Source organism: Marinobacter sp. (assembly GCF_048266785.1).
Taxonomy (GTDB): domain Bacteria; phylum Pseudomonadota; class Gammaproteobacteria; order Pseudomonadales; family Oleiphilaceae; genus Marinobacter.
In genome coordinates this window covers 52,155-71,526 of sequence record NZ_JBLWYX010000005.1, presented here as the reverse complement: position 1 = coordinate 71,526, position 19,372 = coordinate 52,155, and the positions used below count along the sequence as shown (strand labels likewise).

Sequence of the window (19,372 nt, the reverse complement as noted above, 5' to 3'; positions counted from 1 at the left end):
CATGCTCAACGCCGACGCTCTCAACCAGTTGCGCCAGCTAAAGTCTGATATTGAGGAAAGCAAAGTCGTTTCTCCGGGAACGGTTAAAGCCACCAACGGCCGCTTCGGATTCGTCGCTCTGGATGAGGGACGGGATGTGTTCCTGCCTCCCGAAGAGATGCAAAAAGTGCTTCCGGGTGATCGGGTTAATGTCACCGAGCAGGAAGTGGATAAAGGCAAAACCCAGGGAGTGGTGGACGAGCTCATTGAGAGCCGATTGAGTACCTTTGTTGGACGCTATCTGGTGAAGGGCAAAGGGCATTTTGTGGTGCCGGAAACGCCGGGCATCAACCGCTGGATTTTTATTCCCCCGAAAGAACGCATGAACGCGCAGCCAGACGACTATCTCTACTGCTGCATACACAAACATCCGATCCATGATGGCAAAGGCCAGGCGAAAGTACTCCGGGTCATTGGCAAAGCCGGCGAGGCGGGTATTGAACGCGCTCTTACGCTGGCCACCTTCGATCTGGCAGAAGCCTGGCCCGCTTCCGTTGTACAGCAGGCGGAAAGCCTCGACGAAGCGGCTATAGAAGCCCTTGCCGCCGGGCGGGAAGACCGCACCGACCGTGCGTATGTCACTATCGATAGTCCCGCCACTCAGGACATGGACGATGCGCTGCTGGCTGAGCCCAATGCCACGGGTTGGGCGCTGTCCATTGCCATTGCCGACCCCTCTGCGGTCATTGACCCGGAAAGCGCGGCAGAGCAGGAAGCCTTCAACCGGGCAACCGCCATTTATTTCCCTGGCGATCCTCTCCCCATGTTGCCAGACACCATCAGCACCCGGCTGTGTTCACTGATGCCCGAAGTAAAACGTCTGGCGCTGGTCTGTGACCTGCAGGTCAATAACGATGGCACTCTGGGCGACTACAGCTTCCATCAGGCGGTCATCAGCTCCCGGGCAAAGCTCAGCTATGATCTGGTATCAAACCTGATTGAAGGGCGCGAAGACGAAGACATCAAAGCCCTGCCTGACGCCGTTGCCAATAGCCTGGACCAGCTCCATCAGGCCGCGACCGCGCTGCGCAAATGGCGCAACGAACACGCTCTGCTCAGCGGTGACCGGCCCGAATTCCGGCTCAGGTTGGACGAAAACCGGCGCATTCGCAGCATTGAGCCTTCAGTACAGAACGAAGCACATCGTCTGGTAGAAGAGTGCATGGTGGCGGCCAACCGTTGCGCTGCGGATTTTTTGGCCAACCAGCCATCAGGTCTGTTTATCCAGCACCCGGGACTCCGGGACGACCGCACAGACAACATACGCGCCCTGATCGAAGGTTATGCACCACACCTTGCGGACATCGACGCCACCAAACCGGAAGGCTTCAAGGCGCTGATGAAGCAAACGGCAGATCTGGATGCGGAATTGCCGGTGAAGGCTATCCTCTCGCGCCAGCTGGCCCGGGCAGAACTGGCATTTACCGCCGCCCCGCACCAAGGCATGGGGCTTAACGCCTACACCACATTCACATCACCCTTGCGCAAATATTCTGACCTCTATGTTCATCGCGTGATCAAAGCCGCGCTCTGGGACACTCCCATGAAGGCGTTGAGCAGCGACCAACTGTCAGCACTTCAGGGCACTCAGTTCAAGGCACGCCAAGCGGCCAATAGCCTGGAAACCTGGCTCAAAAGCGACTTTGCAAAAACTCTGGGTGAGGAGCCGATGGGCGGCGTGATCAGCCGGACGATTCCTGCCGGCTTTTTTGTGCGCCTGGAGGCGAACGGGCTGGAAGGGTTTGTCAGCTGTAAGGATCTGAACGGCAAATACAGCTTTGATCCGGTCACTCTGCGCCTGATTCACAACAAGAATGGCCGCATCTTCCAGGTGGAGCAGGCTGTAAAAGTCCGTTTCTCCGGGGTTGAAGAAGAGCGCCGGCAAATTAACTTCAAACTGGTGGATGCTGACGAAATTCCTGTAGCTGCCAACCCCTGAGCCGGTTGAAAAACCATAGAGGCAGGCGCATCGTACCAGTAGAAGTAGTTTGATCCTTCACGGAGGTGCGCCATGCCCATCAGCCCGGATGAGTTTCTGAAAAAACACGGCTTCGACAAGGAAGAGGAAAGCCCTGATCACAGCCTTCGCCATAATGCGATAGAACATACCAAGCACCTGCGCCGACCCCATGCCGGCACACCTCACGATTGGGAAGACTGGGAAAGATACAAGCGGGAACACCCCGATGAAGTCGAGCCAGACGAGAAGGAAAATGACGACAGGGAAGGCTGAAGTCGCTCCAGTCTGCCAAGGGTGCTAAAGCGCTCTATCGGCGGAGCATTTCTTCCAGACGGGCATCCTTGGCCTGCCACTGCTCTGCCAGCCAGTTCTTCACGTTGCGCCGGTGTTCGCCATCGGTTGAGTAGTCCCGCCCTTTCAGGTGCTCTGGAATGGCCACCGTCTGAATCTCCATTTTCACTTCCGGCACCCGACCACAAATAAAGTCCCAGAACGAAGGCGCGCCGCCAGGATAGGCAATGGTTACGTCAACAAGCGTCTGTATCGAATCCCCCATGGTGTCCAGAACAAAGGCTGCACCACCGGCTTTTGGTGTCAGCAGATGGGTATAGCGCGATTTCTGCTTGTCGTGCTTGGCCTGGGTAAACCTTGTACCTTCTACAAAGTTCATCACGCTCACCGGGGTGTAGCGGAACTTCTCGCAGGCGCGGCGGGTGGCTTTCAGATCTTCCCCGCGCTTCTCCGGGTGCCTGATCAGATACTCCCGCGTGTAGCGCTTCATGAACGGGAAATCCAGGCCCCACCAGGCAAGCCCGATAACCGGCACCCAGATAAGCTGCTGCTTCAAAAAGAACTTCAGGAAAGGTGCACGGCGGTTGAAGACTCTCTGCATGGCAAAGATATCCACCCAGCTCTGGTGATTGCTGAGCACCAGATACCAGCTTTCACGACGCAGGTTTTCTGCACCGGTTACGTGCCATTGCGTGCCGTGGGTCAGCTTCATCCAGCCGGTATTGCATGCCACCCAGGATTCCGAAATCCAGATAATGACGCGGGTGCAGAGAACCCGGAAGCCTTTGTGAGGGATAATGAGTTTCAGCAGCGCTGGAATATAGAGCAACAGGCACCAGAACAGTGTGTTGATCGCCAGCAAAAAGGAGTTGAGTACGCCGATAACGGGAGCAGGTAGGAAGCTGAGCATGCAATTCCTGTTGTGATTATTTGGCCAGTGATGGGTAATCATACCAATCACCAAGGGCTATGGGCAGTGGCCGATTGTGACCGCATCGCCAACCGCAAACGACACTGGTGCCATAGCGCGGCCAGGCGGTGCACGACAGCCTTGTTTTTTTACCATGGATTTCATTGTCGCTGCACGGCCGGAGTCTCGGGGCACTGAGCAGATTGAGGATGAGCAGGTGCAACTGAACAACTTCAACGCCCATCATTTTGCGCGGGCGGGCAGCGACGACACCATGGTGAAGTCCGGTTCCGGGAACGGCGGTTCTGGATTACACTGCTATCCATGAACCTTATTGATACATTCAATCTTGATATCCGTGCGCTCCACACCTTTGTCGCGGTTCTCGACGAAGGCAGTGTTTCCCGCGCGGCAGTCAAGCTGGGAGTCAGCCAGTCGGCGGTCAGTCACACTCTGGATCGGCTGCGCAACGCCTTGGGCGACCCTCTTTTCGTCAAATCCGGACGTGGCATTGCTCCCACCCGATATGCGGTGCAGGCAGGCCCCCACGTTCGCCAGATTCTCGACGACATGCACTCGCTGGCATCCGGCCCGCCCTTCACGCCGGAAACCACAGAATTTACCTTCACCGTTGCAGCGAATGACTTCGAGCGGGACCTGCTCCTGCCTCCGTTGATGCAGCGCTTAAGGCAACAGGCACCGGGCATAATGCTGCAGGTGATTGCCTCAGGGATTCCGAGCGCGGACATGCTGCGCAAGGACATCTGTGATCTGATCATTTCGCCCCACGCGCCGGAAGCCACCGACATCATGCAGAGAGGCCTGATGGGCGATCGCATGGTGGTTTTCTACGACCCCAGCCAGCGCGAAGCGCCAGAGACCGTGACCGATTACCTGCAGGCCGATCATATCGCCCTGATGTTCGGCAGCGGCGAGAAACCTGCCCTCGAAGCCGGGCTGACTGCCCGCGGACTGACACGCCGCAACGTGGTTACCGTCTCCAACTTTTCCGGCCTGCCGGAGTTTCTTCGGGGCAGCAACATGCTGGCGACCGCGCCCGAGCGCATGAGCAAACACTTACTCCGGGACTTCGCCTGGGCGCCTTTACCTTTCACTTACAAGCCCTTTACCCTGCTGATGGTCTGGCACCGCCGCAATCAGAATGATCCTGCTCACCGCTGGTTACGAAACCAGGTGAACGCCGTAGCGGCTACCATGAATGGCCTGAACGAATAACCTATCAGTTTTGTTCATATATCCTATGAGCAGCACTGCCGTTATTTTTTAGCCAAACTCCCCCTAGAATCCACTCCAATGTCGATTGCAGGTGTGGAATGGGCTTTCCAAAACTGTGCGGAGCCATGGATGGCGGAGCCCAAGCGCCACATGGATGTGCCGCAAGGAGCGTGTTTTGGAAAGCCCATTCCACATCTGCCTCCCCTAATGTATGGACAATAAATGCTAGCACTCACCAGTATATGGACAACCATACTGCTCGCCGCCGCCGTCGCACTGGGGCCGCTGGCCACCGATATGTATCTGCCGGCACTGCCGCAGATCGGCAGTGATTTTGGCGCGGGCACCAGCCAGGTTCAGCTAACCCTGAGCCTGTACATGGTTGGTTTTGCCATAGCGCAACTGGTGTGCGGCCCCCTGGCTGACCGGTTTGGCCGCAAACCGATCATGATTGGCGGCTTTGTACTGTTTGCCATCGCCAGCATTGGCTGTGCACTTGCCAGCAATATTGAAACCCTCATCCTGTGTCGCTTTTTGCAGGCGCTGGGCGGGTCGGCCGGGCCAGTTCTCGGGCGTGCTGCAATCCGGGATATTTACACACCCCGTGAAGCCGCAAAAATCATGGCGCTTCTTGCCAGCATCATGGCACTTGCGCCTGCAGTGGCCCCCACACTCGGCGGCTTGATGGTAGCCGGTCTGGGTTGGCACTCCATTTTCCTCGCACTGGGCGGCTATGCCCTGATCATGGCGGTGGTGGTCGCCTTCGGCATTCCCGAGCCAATGCGGCCAGAATACCGCCAACCCCTTAAACTCTGCAGCCTGTTACGGAACTATCGCGCCATAGGCACCGATATCAGTTTTCTTGGCTATACCCTGACCAACGCGCTGATATTCTCCGGGCTGTTTGCGTTTCTCTCCGGCTCCTCGTTCGTACTGATCGATTTTCTTGAAGTTCCACCGCAACAGTTTGGCCTGTACTTCGCCGGCATCGTGGTTGGCTATGTAACCGGCAACCTTTCAGCGATCCGCCTTGGCAGCCGACTGGTGCCAGACCAGATCCTCGTGCGCGGGCTGCTTATTGCCGTCACCGCGGGCGGCCTGATGGTTGCACTGGCACTCGCTGAAATCTTCAGTGTGTGGGCCGTTATCCTGCCCCAGGCATTGTTTATGGTCGGCACAGGCATGGTTCTGCCCCAGACCATGGCAGGCGCCATGGCCAATTTCCCGCGCATGGCCGGCTCCGCTTCGGCGCTGTTCGGCTTCGCACAAATGTCAGTCGCAGCCTTCGCCGGCATGCTCGTGGGCTACCTGCATAACGGCACTTCACTGGTGATGGCAACCATCATTGCCATCTGCGCCGTTTGCTCCCTCGCAAGCTACCTGCTATTCGTTCAGCGTCATCCTGCTCCCGGGTTCGAGCCACAACGGGGATGAAAACTCATCCAAAATGGTCTAAACAGAGTAAGCTGGTTCTGAACATATATGGAAAACAAGGAGCAACCCATGAGCACAGTAACTCTCGACGGCAACCCCATTGAACTGAGCGGCAAGTTTCCACAAATCGGCGACACCGTGCCTCCCTTCACACTGACCAACAGTGGCCTGGAAGACGTAAAACTCGATAACTGGGCTGGAAAACGCAAGATTCTGAACATCATCCCCAGTATCGACACCGGCGTATGCGCCGCCTCGACTCGCAAGTTCAACGAAAAAGCCGGCGCCCTGGATAACACCGTTGTACTGGTTGTCTCCGCCGACCTGCCGTTTGCAGCAGCCCGCTTTTGTGGCGCAGAAGGCCTGGAAAACGTCATAACGCTTTCATCCTTCCGGAACTACAGCTTCCAGCAGGACTACGGCGTCAGCATTCAGACCGGTCCACTGGCTGGCCTTTGCGCCCGGGCCGTGGTGGTTCTCGATGAGGACAACAACGTTATCCACAGCCAGCTCGTCAACGAAATCAAAGACGAGCCCGACTACGATGCAGCGCTGAAGGTGCTTTGATTCTGACCCTTCACCCGGGCTGAAACAGGCCCGAGCACGTCAAAGAATTGTGTTCTGCAGGCTTTATCAGAACATGAGGCCTTTCGGGCGGCAGCGCCTTTGCAGACTGTGCATTGCCAGGGATGGCAATGCCAAGCCCCCATGGATGGGTTTACGGCGTGTCTGCAAAGGCGCTGCCGCCCGGAAGGCTAACTCCCAAACAAAAAAACAAACCTGTTAGACTCCAGCACCCCAATCCAAGACCAAGGCATCAGCCCAAACCCGTGAGCAATACCACCCAAACCGCCAGCCTCCCCCGCCAGCTCTACACCATGACCTGGCCCATGCTGTTTGGCGTGCTCTCGCTGATGACGTTCCAGCTGGCTGACAGCGCCTTTATCGGCCAGCTTGGCCGCGATCCACTGGCCGCACTCGGCTTCACGATCCCCATGCATCAGCTCATCATCGGACTGCAGGTGGGCCTGGGCATTGCCACTACTGCCATCATCTCGCGGACGCTCGGTGTGGGTGACGAACTCCGGGCCTTTCGCCTGGGCGGCCTGGTCACGATCGTTGGCAGCGCACTGGTGTTCGTACTCTGTGTCGGGTTGTGGCTTCTGCAAAGTCCGATCATGACCGCGCTCGGGGCAGAAGATGCCCTGCTTCCGTTGGTGCGCAGTTATTGGGTACCCTGGCTGTTCTCCGCCTGGATCGGCGCCTTTCTCTACTTCGGTTACAGCATTTGTCGCTCCCACGGCGACACCAAATTGCCCGGCTACATGATGGTGGCCACCAGCCTTTCCAACATTGCCCTCGACCCCCTGTATATCTTCGTATTCGACTGGGGGCTACCCGGCGCCGCCTGGGCCACGGTTACCTCTTTTGGCGTCGGCTGCCTGTTTATATACCCAAAACTGCTGAAACGCGGCTGGGCACGCTTCGATCTTCGCGAACTCGCTCTGGGCCGCGCCCTCAAACAGCTCAACAGCATTATGGCCCCCGCCATGGTCAGCCAGCTCATGCCGCCTGCATCAGCCATGTTGGCAACCGCCATGGTCGCCGGCTTCGGCTCGGCCGCTGTTGCCGCCTGGGGGTTAGGGACACGCCTTGAGTTTTTCTCCATTGTGGTAGTACTTGCGCTCACCATGTCCATGCCACCGATGATCGGCCGCATGCTGGGTGCCGGAGACATAGAACAGATTCGCAAGCTGGTAAGGCTGGCGGTGCGCTTTGTGGTGATCTGGCAACTGGCCATTGGCCTGCTTTGGCTGATCGCCTCCGGCCTTGTCTCCGAACTGTTCAGTAGCGACCAACAAGTTCAGGGCTTGCTCGGAGCCTACCTTGTGCGAGTGCCGCTCAGCTACAGCGGCCTTGGGGTGTGCATGCTGATGGTGTCGGTGTGCAACGCCCTTGGCCTGGCCATGAGGGCGTTACTGGTTTCGACATTGCGGTTGTTTCTGTGTTTCCTGCCACTGTTGTGGCTAGGCAGTCAGCTCAACGGCATCTATGGCCTGATGAGCGGTGCTCTGGTGGGCAACCTGTTCGCCGGCGTCATGGCATACAGTTTCTATCGCACCGGCATGAAGCACCTTCGCAAGGGCGGGAAGAATTCAGGCGAAGCGTGACCGGAAACTCTCCGGCATGGGCACCACTTTCTTCTGGTGATAATCAAAAAACACGAACCCGTATTTTGCGAGGGCAACGGCCTGACCGCTCTCGACCTTGGTCACCCGGAACACAAAATCGCCACCGTATTTGTTGAAGTCCATTACACCGACCTCAAAGCGCAGCATTTCCGGAAAGAATGATTCCGACTGATACATGGTGGCCAGATCGGTCACGATAATACCCTCATCGCCGCTGTCGCTCTCTGGAATGTCATAACTTATCAGGAACTGGGCTCGCGCTTCAGATAGCATCGATACCAGAGCATCGTTGCCCAGATGATTGGCGCCGTTGATATCGGTCGTTCGAACCTGCATGCGCGTTTCGAAACGGAATACATCGTCAGGGAAAGAAAGTTCGATTCGGGCCACTGTGGAAGGTACCTGTCTGGCAAGGTGTCGGAGAGTGTCGGGACGCGGAACCGGATGATACTCTGTTAAGTTAAGGTGTCCATCTCATGAACTGGTCGCGAAAATCGGTTATCTTCATTTTTGATGTTTTAGCGCTGGGGTTACAGTTTTGAATAACGGAAACACTATGGATATTCGACCTGCTGCCACGCTGGCACTGGTAAGGGATACCCCGAACGGCATTGAGATACTGCTGTTACAACGTACCTGGGACGCGGTGTTTCTGCCCGGCTATTACGTTTTTCCTGGCGGCGCGGTGGATCAGAAGGAATCCCATGGGCGTAAGCACGCAGCTGGCCCGGAAGACACTGAAATCAGCCACACCATGAGCCTGAGCGACGGTGGTACAGATTATATGCTGGCCGCTGTCCGCGAATGCTTTGAAGAAGCCGGCGTGCTGCTGGCCGTCGATGCCGACCGGCGCACAATCAGCGGAGATCACGCCGCTCATGATGATCGCAAGGCCGTGTTCAGGGGCGAGCTCTCTCTGGCTGAACTTTGCCAAAAGCACAAGCTGACGATCCCGCTGGACCGGATGGCCTACCTGAGCCACTGGATTACCCCACCCGGCCCTCCCCGGCGCTTCGATACCCGGTTCTTTGTAACTGAAGCACCAGAGAACCAGCGCGTAAGCCATGATGGCGAAGAAACCATCAGCCACGTTTGGCTCAGCCCGGCACAAGCACTGGAAGAGCATCGCGCGGGCCATCGATTAATGACACTGCCGACCATAAGAACGCTGCGGGTTCTACGGGACTTTGAGACCGTCGAAACCCTGATGCGCTATGCCTGGGCGAATCCGCCGGAATCCTACCCCAGCCAGCCATGGCCAGCCATCCGACGCGGTAAACCGGTGATTCTGGAGCCTGGTGCGCCAGCTTACGATGAAGCTGCAAAGCTGGATCCGGAGGGTGCAGGTACCACGAAATCGGAGATTGTTCCCGGTGAAGCGGTTGAGGTTGCAGCAGGCGTGATCCGCCTGACTGCGCCCAACCCCGGCGTGATGACCGGCCCGGGCACAAACACATACATTCTGGGGCACGAGCGCTTTACCGTTCTGGACCCCGGCCCGGACCATGCGGGGCATATTGAGCGGATTCTGGAAGTGACCGGGGGGCAGATTGACACTGTCATCGTCACTCACACCCATCTTGACCATTCCCCAGGCACCCGTGCACTGCAGGACAAAACCGGCTGCAAGGTTTATGGCCAATCAGCCCCGGAAGGTGCCTCACAAGATCAGAAGTTTGCGCCCGACCAACAGCCTGAGCACGGAGATCTGATCAACACCGATGCCGGCACCTTGAAAGTGCTGCACACACCGGGACACGCTTCCAACCACCTTTGTTTTCTGCTGAGAGACCAGGAGCTGCTGTTTTCGGGGGATCACATCATGCAGGGCTCAACGGTGGTTATAAATCCACCCGACGGTGATATGAAAGCCTATCTGGAGTCACTCTACGATCTGCTGGCTGAGCCCGTTCGTTATATAGCGCCGGCGCACGGCTTTTTGATGGGTAACCCGGAGGCCATCATCGATTACCTGATCACCCACCGCCTGTCGCGGGAGCACAAGGTTGCAAGGGCTCTCGACACACTGTCCCCCGTGAGCCTGAAAGACCTGACCAGCAAGGCCTATGGTGATGTGCCAACGGCCATTCACGGTGTCGCCGCCCGCTCAGCACTGGCCCATCTGTTGAAGCTGGAGACCGATGGCCGGGCCTTGCAGGAAGACGGGCTCTGGCAGTCCACGCCAACAACCTGAGCCGCGCCTGCCGGTTTCTATTTTTTGGCGATAATGTACACCGCGTGCACGATGCCGGGGATATAGCCCAGAAGGGTCAGCAGTATGTTGATCCAGAAGTGCTTCCCAATACCTACTTGTAAGAACACGCCTAGCGGCGGTAACAAAATAGCAATAAGAATTCGCAAAAGGTCCATATTGTTTACTCCCTCCGTCGGTTATAACTGACATGCTTGCAGACATTCCCCCTGCAAGATGGCTAAACCAGTAACTTTGCACAAGTTTGCCTGAAGTTCATCGTAACAGTATGAAAACGGCATTAAACCTTTGTTATTGCCATATTCATGAGCACCACTCGACGTTTATCCTTGGGCCCTTTTAGATGACCCGCGAGGAATCATGCTGTTTTCCATGCTGCACAAGCTGACCGATATTAAATCCTTTCTATGCCTGCTGATGCTGGCTGTGCCTGCCGTAACAATGGCAGACCCACCCGCCGACAAAAAACAGGTAAAGGCCGCCCGTGAGATTCTGCTGGCAGAGCTGGCGGAAGATGAAAGCGTTGAAGATGTGGAGCAGTCGGAGCCACTGCGAAAAGCCCGCAAGGCGTCTGCGCCCGCCGCAGATGCTGCGCCGGAAAACCCGAAACCAAAGCCTGCGCCCACGCCGAAGCCGAAGCCGAAGCCCAAAAAAGTAGCGCCCAATATTGACCTTAAAGACGTAGCGCTGGCACCGACTCCGGAGCCACCGGCGGATCCCGGCAGTCAAAAAAGCCCGGGCAGCGAAGACCAGGAAATTCGCGAAGCCGGGGAAGACATCACCCCCAACGCTGCAACAGAACCCCAAGAGCAACCGATACCCGAACCCGAGGCCAAAGAGCCGCCGCGCGCCAAAAATCTCGTTTTGCTTGGCAGTGAAGTCCTGCCTGGCACATCCACGCGCCTGGGCTGGTCATCCGGCATTCAGATTGCCGGCCTCTCGCAGCCCACCCCGGTACTGGTGGTTAATGGCGCCAATGCGGGCCCAACTCTTTGTCTGACAAGCACGATTCATGGCGACGAACTCAATGGCATCGAGATTATCCGCCAGACCATGTACGACCTTGATCCAGCGAAGCTGAGCGGCAGCGTAGTGGGCATCCCCATCGTAAACCTGCCCGGTTTCGAACAGGGCAGCCGTTACCTGCCGGATCGCCGTGATTTGAACCGGCACTTTCCCGGCAGCACGAATGGCAGCCTGGCTGACCGGATTGCCAACTCGCTTTTCGAAAACATTATCCGGCACTGCGACATGCTGGTGGATATTCACACCGGCTCTTTGAAGCGCACCAACCTGCCACAGCTTCGCGCCGACATGAACAACCCTACGGTTGCAGAGTTCACCCGGGGTTTTGATCGCATGGCGGTGGTGCACAGCAGCGGTTCACCCGGAATGCTCCGCACCGCAGCCGTCAATGCAGGCATTCGTGCGGTAACGCTGGAGGCCGGCGAGTCCCATCGCATTCAGGAGCACCAGATTGATGCCGGCGTAAACAGCCTGACCAGCCTGATGGAAAAACAGGGGATGATCTCCCGCGTGTTTGTGTGGGGGGACCCGGAGCCGGTGTATTACGACTCGGCCTGGGTACGGGCAAACCACGGCGGCATTCTTTTCAGCAAGGTTCAACTTGGCGCTAAGGTTTCCATGGGTCAGGTTCTTGGGTATATCGCGGACCCGATCACCAATGCCCAGTACCCCATTAACGCCAGTAGCGATGGCCGCATAATTGGCATGGCAGTGGATCAGGTGGTTATGGCGGGTTTCGCCGCTTACCACATTGGTACCAAGGCAAAAGTTCCAGGAGAATAGTACCCTATCGTTTATGCGCTTTCGCGAATGACCGACAGGAGCTGATGTGTCTTCATCAGGAAACAGTCCAGCCAGATCTGCCACTCTCACCTACGCAGGCCTGGTTCTGACCCCACTGTTCTGGGCCGGCAATGCCGTTGTTGCACGGGGCACTGTTGACAGCATACCGCCCCTTTCCATGGCGTTCTGGCGCTGGGTGATCGCGCTCGCCATTTTACTGCCTTTCGCCCTGCCCGGTATCTGGCGACACCGCAGAGTGATCCGCCAGCATCTGGGTTCAATGCTGGTGCTCGCTACGTTCAGCGTTGGCGCCTTCAACTCACTGTTGTATGTTGCTGCGGTTACCACCACAGCCACCAACATCGCCCTGATCAATGCCACCATTCCGATTTTCGTATCCCTGCTGGCATGGATTGTCCTGGGCGATCGTACCCGACCGATTCAGGCGCTGGGGATTGGCCTGGCGATATTTGGCATTCTCACCGTGGTGGCACGGGGGAATTTTTCGGTACTCTCTGGCCTGCAAGCCCAACCGGGAGACCTGATCATGGTGGCCGCCGTGTTCAGCTGGGGCCTGTTTTCCGTACTGCTCAGGCGCCAGGCCGTACCTCTGCCCGGGTTTACCTTCCTCAGCACCCAAATTCTGCTTGGTGCACTGGTTATCTTGCCGTTTTATCTCGGCGACCTGCTGTTCTTCTCAGGGGGCTTTGAGCTGACCCGGCAAACGGCTATGCCGCTAGCCTACTTCGCGATCTTCCCGGGGATTCTGGCGTACGGCTTCTGGAATTACGCGGTGCACAGCATTGGCCCTTCGCGAGCAGCCATTTTCATTTACCTGACACCGGTGTTTGCCGCGATTCTCGCCAGTGTTTTCCTTGGAGAATCGCTGGGGCTGTTCCATGTTATTGGCGGTGCGTTTATCCTCGCCGGGTTACTACTGGCAACGCGAGCCGGCCGACAAGCACCGGATTACAGCAAATTGTCCTGACAAATGCTTAAGGAGCCAATCATGCTTATGACATCCACTTTCAGATCCGCTCATCGTACGCTGGCGTTGTCGCTGCTGGTTTTATGTATTACAGCATTCGGTTCTGCCGCCAACGCCCAGAGTAATGAGCCCTCCCAGGTTAAACCACCAGACCCAGCCACAAACTCAACCGGCACAGTCGGTGAAAACAAGGCTGGCCTTTGTGAGCGCCCGGAACAGTGGCTTTGGGCCGAGACCTACCAAGAGGGTGAAATGGCCTTCCACGGCAGCAAAGTGTGGAAAGCCATTGAAAAAACCAGCGGAGATATGCCGGGGATGAACGAGCCATCGCGCTGGGAACTTGTCGACGATCACTGTTCTATGGTTGGTCAGTAGTCCGTCGGATGGCTGGCAGTGCCGCTTCAATACGCTGTAGCACATCGGCCAGTACCGTCGTGGGGCAGCCGATGTTGAGCCGCATGAAACCACTGCCCTGCTCACCAAATGAGATGCCGGGACTCATACCCACGCCGGCGTCTTCCACAAAAAACCGTTTCAAAGCGGCATCATTCATGCCCAGGTTTCGGCAATCGAGCCACATCAGGTAGGTGCCTTCGGGCGCGCTGGTTCGAATGCCAGGCAGGCGGGCGTTAACCGTTTCCACCACAAAATCCCGGTTCTTTTGTAAATACGCCATCAGGCCATCCAGCCAGGGGGCACCATAGCGATAACCCGCTTCAAATCCCGCAATGCTGAATGGATTACATTGTGGCTGGTGCATGGAATCGAACACCGCTTTCATGGCATTGCGCTGTTCCCTATCCGGTATGATCAGAGCGGACAAGCCTAACCCCGGCATGTTAAAGCTTTTGCTCGGCGCCACCGCGGTTATCAGGGCATCGTCCCGCCCGGCAAGCGTTGCCAACATCCGGTGTCGGGGTTTGTCGGTAAAGGTGAGATCGCAGTGGATTTCATCAGAAATCACCGTCAGCTCATGGCGACGGGCAATATCCAGCACGGCCTTGAGCTCCTGTTCCGACCAGATACGTCCGACCGGGTTGTGGGGCGAACACAGCATCAGAAGCTTGGCATCCGGGCGCGCAGCACAGGCTTCCAGATGCTCCAGGTCCATCCGGTATTCCCCGGTTTCATCGTCACAGACCAGCGGATTTTCAATCACCACCCGGCCACTGAGCTGCACGGAGCTGAAGAACGGCGGATACACCGGTGGTTGCACAATCACGCCCTCACCCGGGGCCGCATAGGCCATACAGGCAGCGTGCAGGGACGGCACCACACCCGGCGCCATCAGAATCCATTCGCGCTGAATGTCCCAGCCATGGCGCTCACGAAACCAGTCCATTATTGACTGGAACAGGCTATCGGGAAACAGGGTATACCCGTAAACCGGGTGCGCGGCACGCTCTGCAAGCGCCCGGGTGACGGCCTCAGGGGCGGCAAAATCCATGTCGGCCACCCAGACCGGAATCACATCCTCACGACCGAACACCGCCCTGCGGGCATCGAACTTTACCGAGCAGGTATTTTCCCGCGTAAGGGGCTGATCAAAAAAGTCTGTCACTGGCGTACTCCACAATCGGTCAGCAATCGGGTAACTCTGGCTCTTATTGTGGGTGGGTATTGTCGCCCCCGCAACTCGCCCCTTCGCACACTGGCATTCTGCTTTGGTCGAACGGAATGCAATAATACTTGCCGAGTTACCCACATACTTGCGAACCTAACGGTTTACCCGCGCAAAACCTCCCCCGCGCCTTTGGAGCTGTAAATGATTGGTCAGATCCTGTCCACCCTGCTGCCAGTATTTCTGATTGCCGGCTGTGGAGCCCTTTACGGACGATTTCGCACGCCGGATATTCGTGGGTTGAACGTTCTGAACATGGAGCTGTTTGTCCCCATGCTGATCTTCGCCGTGTTGGCAGACCAGCAGGCGCCACTGCAGGATTATGCCGGGCTTGCGCTGGCGGCAACGGTTGTTGTTCTGGGCTCCGGGATTGTTCTGTATCCGCTGACCCGACTTCTCAACCTGAATCCGAAAACCTTTCTGCCACCCATGATGTTCAACAACTCGGGCAACATGGGCCTTCCCCTGCTGGTTCTGGCCTTCGGTGAGGCGGCGCTACCCGCGGCCATCGTGCTGTTTATCGTGGAAATGCTTCTGCACTTTTCCGTGGGCCTGTACATGCTTGATCCACACACTTCCATTTTACAGCGCCTGAGACTTCCTATTGTGTTTGCCAGCATCGCCGGGCTGACCGTGAACCTGGGTGGCGTAATGTTACCAGGCTGGCTACTGCAAACCCTGAACATGCTTGGTGAAGTCTGCATTCCGCTTATGCTGTTTACCTTGGGCGTACGCATGCTGGATATCGACTTCAGCGACTGGAAGCTGGGCATGCTCGGCGCCATTGCCTGCCCGCTCAGTGGTTTACTGCTCGCCTGGCCCATGATTTATCTTCTGGACTTGCCTGGCCTCCAGGTTGCGGCACTCTGGGTTTTCGCAGCTCTGCCACCAGCGGTACTCAACTATATGGTGGCGGAACAGTACCAGCAGGAGCCCCATAAAGTAGCTTCGCTCGTGTTGTTAAGTAATCTGGGCAGCCTGATTGTCATGCCCATTGTGCTCGGGCTGGTCTTTGCCGCAGGCTATCTTTAAGGAAAACATGAATGTCTGAAGCTGTTGCCGTCGTTCGCGCCACCCGCCCCAACTTTCTGGTACTTGCGCCTCTGTGCGTCGGGCTGGGGGTTGCAGTGGCGTGGCAACAGGGCGAGCCACCAGCGCTGTTGGACACGCTCCTGGTTTTTATAGGTGCCGTGCTGGCACATGCGGCGGTGAACCTGCTCAATGAGTATGAGGATTTTGTGTCCGGGCTGGATCTGTTAACCACCCGAACACCGTTTTCCGGCGGCAGCGGCGCCCTTCCAGAGGCTCCGGGCGCCGCGAAGCGTGTGCTGGCGGCAGCCATTGGCACTCTGGCTCTGGTTATCCTTATTGGCCTGTATTTTCTCTGGCAACGCGGTCTGCCCATGCTGGTTCTGGGCACCGCCGGAGTGGCGCTTGTGCTTACCTATACCCGCTGGATTACCCGCTCCCCTTTACTGTGCCTGTTTGCACCGGGCATCGGCTTTGGGCCGGTGATGATTCTGGGCACGCTGGTGGCCCTTGGGGGCAGGCTTGATGCCACCGCCATCACCGTATCCATGATCGGCCTGCTGCTGGTGAGCGAGCTGCTGCTGATAAACCAGATACCGGATGCGGAAGCGGATCGCAAAATAGGTCGCCGTCATCTGGTCATCACCCTCGGCACGCTTGCCGCCGCGCGGCTTGTGCCCGCCCTGTTTGTTGCGGGCTACGCGGTTCTGATAACGGGCATACTCGCCGGCTGGCTGCCATTGCCGTCTATACTGTCACTGGTAACCGCTCCCTTCGCTTTCTGGCTTGCCCACAAACTACCCAGGGCTATTGATGAGCCAGACGCGCTCAACGTGTTGCTAGGCATCAACGTCGCGATTCTTTTGGCTACACTGGCGCTGCTGATTGTTGGCCTGAGCCTGTAAACCCGGGTTCAAGCAACAAGTTCAGCAACAAACAGGTACACAGGCGCGGCCCTTGCATGTTCGAGGACATTGGCCGAAGGTTAAAACTGACATTTCAAGAATTCACCCCTGATACGGAGGTCTGCCCGTGAGTGTACTTTTACTGCTCATCAGTGCCCTGATTTTGATCTATCTGGGAGTTGGCGGCACCACCGCTGCTCTGGTGATGTCCATCGCCACCCTGGTGGGCGTGTTCCAGGATGAGTGGCATCTTGCCAGTGTCCTGTTTGGTGGTCTTTTTCTCGCGTTAGCTCTGATTCTGGTTATTCCCAGCGAGCTGCGCCTCGATAAGTTCAGCCGACCACTGCTGGGTTGGGTTCGCAGCCGCCTTCCCAAACTATCGTCCACCGAAGAAGAAGCCCTGAAATCCGGCTCTGTAGACTGGGATGGCGAGCTGTTTTCCGGCAAGCCGCAGTGGTCAAAGCTTCTGGATGCCAGACCTGCGCATCTGACCAGCGAAGAGCAGGCGTTTCTGGATGGGCCGGTAGAAAAGCTCTGCGCCATGCTGGACGACTGGAAAATTACTCACGAACACTACGATCTGCCGGACAAAGCCTGGAAGTTTATTCGTGAAAACGGCTTTTTCGGCCTGGTGATTCCGAAAGAAGACGGCGGTATGGGGTTTTCCAACACAGCCCATTCAGAAATCGTGATGAAGATTTCTACCCGCAGCGTGTCTGCAGCGGTCACCGTGATGGTACCCAACTCCCTCGGCCCGGGTGAGTTGCTGATGCATTACGGTACTGACGAACAGAAAAAACACTACCTGCCGCGGCTGGCCGGTGGCGAGGAAATTCCCTGCTTTGCCCTTACCTCCCCGATCGCGGGCTCCGATGCCGGCGCCATTCCGGATAAAGGCATTGTGTGCAAAGGCGAGTGGAACGGCAACGAAGTGCTGGGCCTGAAAGTTACCTGGAACAAGCGTTATATCACCCTGGCTCCGGTCGCCACACTGATTGGCCTGGCCATCAAGGTTTATGATCCGGAAAATCTGCTGGGCGATAATGCCGACATCGGCGTGACCTGCGTTCTGGTTCCCCGCGAAACCGAAGGTGTGCACGCAGGTGCAAGGCACCTGCCCATGAACACTGTATTCATGAACGGGCCGACCTGGGGCACCGAGGTATTCATCCCCATGGACCAGGTCATCGGGGGCCAGGACATGCTCGGCAACGGCTGGACCATGCTGCTGGAATGCCTCTCCATAGGCCGTTCCGTTTCCCTGCCCGCGCTCGGTACCGGTGCCGGCAAGGTTGCCAGCCTCGCGACCGGTTCCTACGCCTACACCCGGGAGCAGTTTGGCCGCTCCATAAGCCAGTTCGAAGGTGTACAGGAAGCCCTGGAGCCCATCGCCGGCTACACCTATATGATGGACGCAGCGCGCCTGTTGACCTCCGGCATGCTGGATAGAGGCGTGCGGCCGGCGGTGCCCTCAGCACTACTGAAATACCGCAATACCGACCTGATGCGGATCGTGATCAACCACGCCATGGACGTGGTAGCAGGCCGTGGCGTGATTACCGGCCCCCGCAACTTCATGGCCCGCGCCTACAACGCTGTGCCCATTGGCATTACGGTGGAAGGCGCAAATATCCTGACCCGCAGCCTGATGGTGTTCGGCCAAGGTGCCATTCGTTGTCATCCGTTTATTGTTGAAGAAATCGCAGCCGCCGGTATGGAAGATGAGGACAAAGCCGCGAAAAAGTTTGACGGAATTTTCTATCGTCATCTGGCCCATACCACTCGAAACGCTCTACGGGCGCTGGTTCTGGGCCTTACCGGAGGGCTACTGGAATCGGTACCCAGGCAGGGCGGTATCAAATCATCGTATCGTCAGCTCGCCCGCTTCTCGGCTGGGTTTGCACTGATGACCGATGTAACCCTGCTGTCCGTAGGCGGTGGTCTCAAAGCCCGGCAGAGGCTGTCCGGGCGTATGGCGGACTGCCTGGTGCAGCTGTATTACGCGTCGGCGGTGATCAAGCAATGGCATGAAGAGGGCTACCCGGACGATCAGCGGCCGCTGGTAGAGTGGTGTCTGCAAACCTGCCTGCGGGATCTGCAGCACTCCATGCGTGAGGCAATTATCAACTTCCCGGTACCTGCCTTGCGCTGGCCATTGCGTCTGCTGGTGTTCCCACTGGGTGCCACCGGTCTTAACGGGCCCGATGACAAGCTGGGCACCCGCGTGGCCGCCAGCATTGTTGAAGACACCCCGCTACGCCAGCGCATCAGCCGCGGCGCCTACACCACCATGGATCCCGACGATTCTCTTGGCCGTGTTCTGAATGCCTATAAACTGGCAAACGAAACCGCCGACATGCGCGGCCGTTTACATGACGCCGTTCGCAATCGCGACGAGGACGACCTGGACGGTATCGCACTGCTGATGGGCCATCAGCGCAAGGAGCTTGTCGATTGGGCCTGCGCTGAAGGCGTCGTGAAGGCAGATGAATGCGATAAACTTGAGGAAGCGCTGACTGCTCTGTACGACGTTATACGTGTGGACGCTTTTGATGAAGAGGGCTTGAAGGCGCTATCCCGGTGCGCCAAGGGCAAACGCAAGGTGGTTGAAAGGCCTGCCAGGGACTAAACCACGTGATTAAAGGGCTACTTAAGCGAGCCCTTACCTGATAATTGCCGGGCCTTGCCCGGCAATTATTCAATACACTTTCCATACACGCTCGTCGCATAATCCAAGCCTGCCTTT

General features: G+C 57.3%; 18 protein-coding genes. 14 read left to right on the top strand and 4 right to left on the bottom strand.

Annotated elements, in window-relative coordinates; all coding sequences use genetic code 11:
• Position 1 precedes the first annotated feature (1 nt).
• The gene (locus ACN0V1_RS09420) at positions 2 to 1,978 is read left to right on the top strand and encodes a ribonuclease R family protein (protein WP_417544754.1); all 1,977 of its coding nucleotides are present in this window, start codon (positions 2 to 4) and stop codon (positions 1,976 to 1,978) included.
• A 72-nt stretch (positions 1,979 to 2,050) separates the two neighbouring features.
• On the top strand, positions 2,051 to 2,272 hold the full coding sequence (locus ACN0V1_RS09415) for a hypothetical protein (protein ID WP_417544753.1): 222 nt from the start codon (positions 2,051 to 2,053) through the stop codon (positions 2,270 to 2,272).
• Between the two features lie 34 nt (positions 2,273 to 2,306).
• Here ACN0V1_RS09415 and ACN0V1_RS09410 read toward each other — a convergent pair whose 3' ends face one another.
• Positions 2,307 to 3,200 carry an acyltransferase gene (locus tag ACN0V1_RS09410; RefSeq protein WP_417544752.1) on the bottom strand — a complete coding sequence of 298 codons (894 nt, stop codon included), beginning with the start codon at positions 3,198 to 3,200 and terminating at the stop codon, positions 2,307 to 2,309.
• Between the two features lie 76 nt (positions 3,201 to 3,276).
• Between ACN0V1_RS09410 and ACN0V1_RS09405 the strand changes: the two genes are divergently transcribed.
• The 5 genes from ACN0V1_RS09405 (at position 3,277) to ACN0V1_RS09385 (ending at position 8,041) form a co-directional block, all read left to right on the top strand.
• The gene (locus ACN0V1_RS09405; protein ID WP_417544751.1) at positions 3,277 to 3,528 is read left to right on the top strand and encodes a hypothetical protein; all 252 of its coding nucleotides are present in this window, start codon (positions 3,277 to 3,279) and stop codon (positions 3,526 to 3,528) included.
• Positions 3,525 to 4,436, top strand: coding sequence for a LysR family transcriptional regulator (locus ACN0V1_RS09400; protein WP_417544750.1), 912 nt, complete (start codon positions 3,525 to 3,527; stop codon positions 4,434 to 4,436). Before ACN0V1_RS09405 ends, ACN0V1_RS09400 begins: the two co-directional genes overlap by 4 nt.
• A gap of 222 nt (positions 4,437 to 4,658) precedes the next feature.
• Entirely contained in the window at positions 4,659 to 5,870 is a 1,212-nt protein-coding gene (locus tag ACN0V1_RS09395; RefSeq protein WP_417544749.1) for a Bcr/CflA family multidrug efflux MFS transporter, read from the top strand.
• 69 nt (positions 5,871 to 5,939) lie between these two features.
• Complete coding sequence (gene tpx / locus ACN0V1_RS09390; RefSeq protein WP_417544748.1) at positions 5,940 to 6,437, top strand: thiol peroxidase; 498 nt, start codon at positions 5,940 to 5,942, stop codon at positions 6,435 to 6,437.
• A 311-nt stretch (positions 6,438 to 6,748) separates the two neighbouring features.
• A complete protein-coding gene (locus ACN0V1_RS09385) occupies positions 6,749 to 8,041 on the top strand; it encodes an MATE family efflux transporter (RefSeq protein ID WP_417544916.1) in 1,293 nt (430 codons plus the stop codon).
• Here the strand turns inward: ACN0V1_RS09385 and ACN0V1_RS09380 are convergent.
• Positions 8,027 to 8,452, bottom strand: a complete 426-nt coding sequence (locus ACN0V1_RS09380) for a thioesterase family protein (protein WP_417544747.1) — start codon at positions 8,450 to 8,452, stop codon at positions 8,027 to 8,029. The two genes, ACN0V1_RS09385 and ACN0V1_RS09380, sit on opposite strands and share 15 nt — an antisense overlap.
• Before the next feature lie 166 nt (positions 8,453 to 8,618).
• On the opposite strand from ACN0V1_RS09380, the gene ACN0V1_RS09375 reads away from it, so the two are divergent.
• Complete coding sequence (locus ACN0V1_RS09375; RefSeq protein ID WP_417544746.1) at positions 8,619 to 10,256, top strand: MBL fold metallo-hydrolase; 1,638 nt, start codon at positions 8,619 to 8,621, stop codon at positions 10,254 to 10,256.
• A 17-nt stretch (positions 10,257 to 10,273) separates the two neighbouring features.
• Here the strand turns inward: ACN0V1_RS09375 and ACN0V1_RS09370 are convergent, their stop codons facing one another.
• Positions 10,274 to 10,432 (bottom strand): YqaE/Pmp3 family membrane protein, encoded by a 159-nt coding sequence (locus tag ACN0V1_RS09370; RefSeq protein WP_144777495.1) that lies wholly within the window; start codon positions 10,430 to 10,432, stop codon positions 10,274 to 10,276.
• Positions 10,433 to 10,634: 202 nt separating this feature from the next.
• Between ACN0V1_RS09370 and ACN0V1_RS09365 the strand changes: the two genes are divergently transcribed.
• The 3 genes from ACN0V1_RS09365 to ACN0V1_RS09355 are packed head-to-tail and all read left to right on the top strand — an operon-like array spanning position 10,635 to position 13,446.
• Positions 10,635 to 12,083, top strand: a complete 1,449-nt coding sequence (locus ACN0V1_RS09365; RefSeq protein WP_417544745.1) for a succinylglutamate desuccinylase/aspartoacylase family protein — start codon at positions 10,635 to 10,637, stop codon at positions 12,081 to 12,083.
• 46 nt (positions 12,084 to 12,129) lie between these two features.
• A complete protein-coding gene (locus ACN0V1_RS09360) occupies positions 12,130 to 13,071 on the top strand; it encodes a DMT family transporter (RefSeq protein WP_417544744.1) in 942 nt (313 codons plus the stop codon).
• Between the two features lie 21 nt (positions 13,072 to 13,092).
• On the top strand, positions 13,093 to 13,446 hold the full coding sequence (locus tag ACN0V1_RS09355; RefSeq protein ID WP_417544743.1) for a hypothetical protein: 354 nt from the start codon (positions 13,093 to 13,095) through the stop codon (positions 13,444 to 13,446).
• On the opposite strand, the gene ACN0V1_RS09350 is transcribed toward ACN0V1_RS09355, so the two are convergent.
• On the bottom strand, positions 13,430 to 14,632 hold the full coding sequence (locus ACN0V1_RS09350) for a MalY/PatB family protein (protein ID WP_417544742.1): 1,203 nt from the start codon (positions 14,630 to 14,632) through the stop codon (positions 13,430 to 13,432). The genes ACN0V1_RS09355 and ACN0V1_RS09350 overlap by 17 nt on opposite strands.
• A gap of 204 nt (positions 14,633 to 14,836) precedes the next feature.
• Between ACN0V1_RS09350 and ACN0V1_RS09345 the strand changes: the two genes are divergently transcribed.
• From ACN0V1_RS09345 to ACN0V1_RS09335, 3 genes are all read left to right on the top strand, one after another.
• Positions 14,837 to 15,724: an AEC family transporter gene (locus tag ACN0V1_RS09345; RefSeq protein ID WP_417544741.1), complete on the top strand. Its 888-nt coding sequence runs from the start codon at positions 14,837 to 14,839 to the stop codon at positions 15,722 to 15,724.
• Between the two features lie 11 nt (positions 15,725 to 15,735).
• A complete protein-coding gene (locus ACN0V1_RS09340; protein WP_417544740.1) occupies positions 15,736 to 16,626 on the top strand; it encodes a prenyltransferase in 891 nt (296 codons plus the stop codon).
• A 127-nt stretch (positions 16,627 to 16,753) separates the two neighbouring features.
• Entirely contained in the window at positions 16,754 to 19,255 is a 2,502-nt protein-coding gene (locus tag ACN0V1_RS09335; RefSeq protein ID WP_417544739.1) for an acyl-CoA dehydrogenase, read from the top strand.
• Positions 19,256 to 19,372 lie beyond the last annotated feature (117 nt).

Bases quoted from the DNA above. Each gene is read 5' to 3' on its own strand.
- ACN0V1_RS09420 (WP_417544754.1), top strand. From the start codon at position 2: ATGCTCAACGCCGACGCTCTCAACCAGTTGCGCCAGCTAAAGTCTGAT.
- ACN0V1_RS09415 (WP_417544753.1), top strand. From the start codon at position 2,051: ATGCCCATCAGCCCGGATGAGTTTCTGAAAAAACACGGCTTCGACAAG.
- ACN0V1_RS09410 (WP_417544752.1), bottom strand. From the start codon at position 3,200: ATGCTCAGCTTCCTACCTGCTCCCGTTATCGGCGTACTCAACTCCTTT.
- ACN0V1_RS09400 (WP_417544750.1), top strand. From the start codon at position 3,525: ATGAACCTTATTGATACATTCAATCTTGATATCCGTGCGCTCCACACC.
- ACN0V1_RS09395 (WP_417544749.1), top strand. From the start codon at position 4,659: ATGCTAGCACTCACCAGTATATGGACAACCATACTGCTCGCCGCCGCC.
- tpx (WP_417544748.1), top strand. From the start codon at position 5,940: ATGAGCACAGTAACTCTCGACGGCAACCCCATTGAACTGAGCGGCAAG.
- ACN0V1_RS09385 (WP_417544916.1), top strand. From the start codon at position 6,749: ATGACCTGGCCCATGCTGTTTGGCGTGCTCTCGCTGATGACGTTCCAG.
- ACN0V1_RS09375 (WP_417544746.1), top strand. From the start codon at position 8,619: ATGGATATTCGACCTGCTGCCACGCTGGCACTGGTAAGGGATACCCCG.
- ACN0V1_RS09370 (WP_144777495.1), bottom strand. From the start codon at position 10,432: ATGGACCTTTTGCGAATTCTTATTGCTATTTTGTTACCGCCGCTAGGC.
- ACN0V1_RS09365 (WP_417544745.1), top strand. From the start codon at position 10,635: ATGCTGTTTTCCATGCTGCACAAGCTGACCGATATTAAATCCTTTCTA.
- ACN0V1_RS09355 (WP_417544743.1), top strand. From the start codon at position 13,093: ATGCTTATGACATCCACTTTCAGATCCGCTCATCGTACGCTGGCGTTG.
- ACN0V1_RS09345 (WP_417544741.1), top strand. From the start codon at position 14,837: ATGATTGGTCAGATCCTGTCCACCCTGCTGCCAGTATTTCTGATTGCC.
- ACN0V1_RS09340 (WP_417544740.1), top strand. From the start codon at position 15,736: ATGTCTGAAGCTGTTGCCGTCGTTCGCGCCACCCGCCCCAACTTTCTG.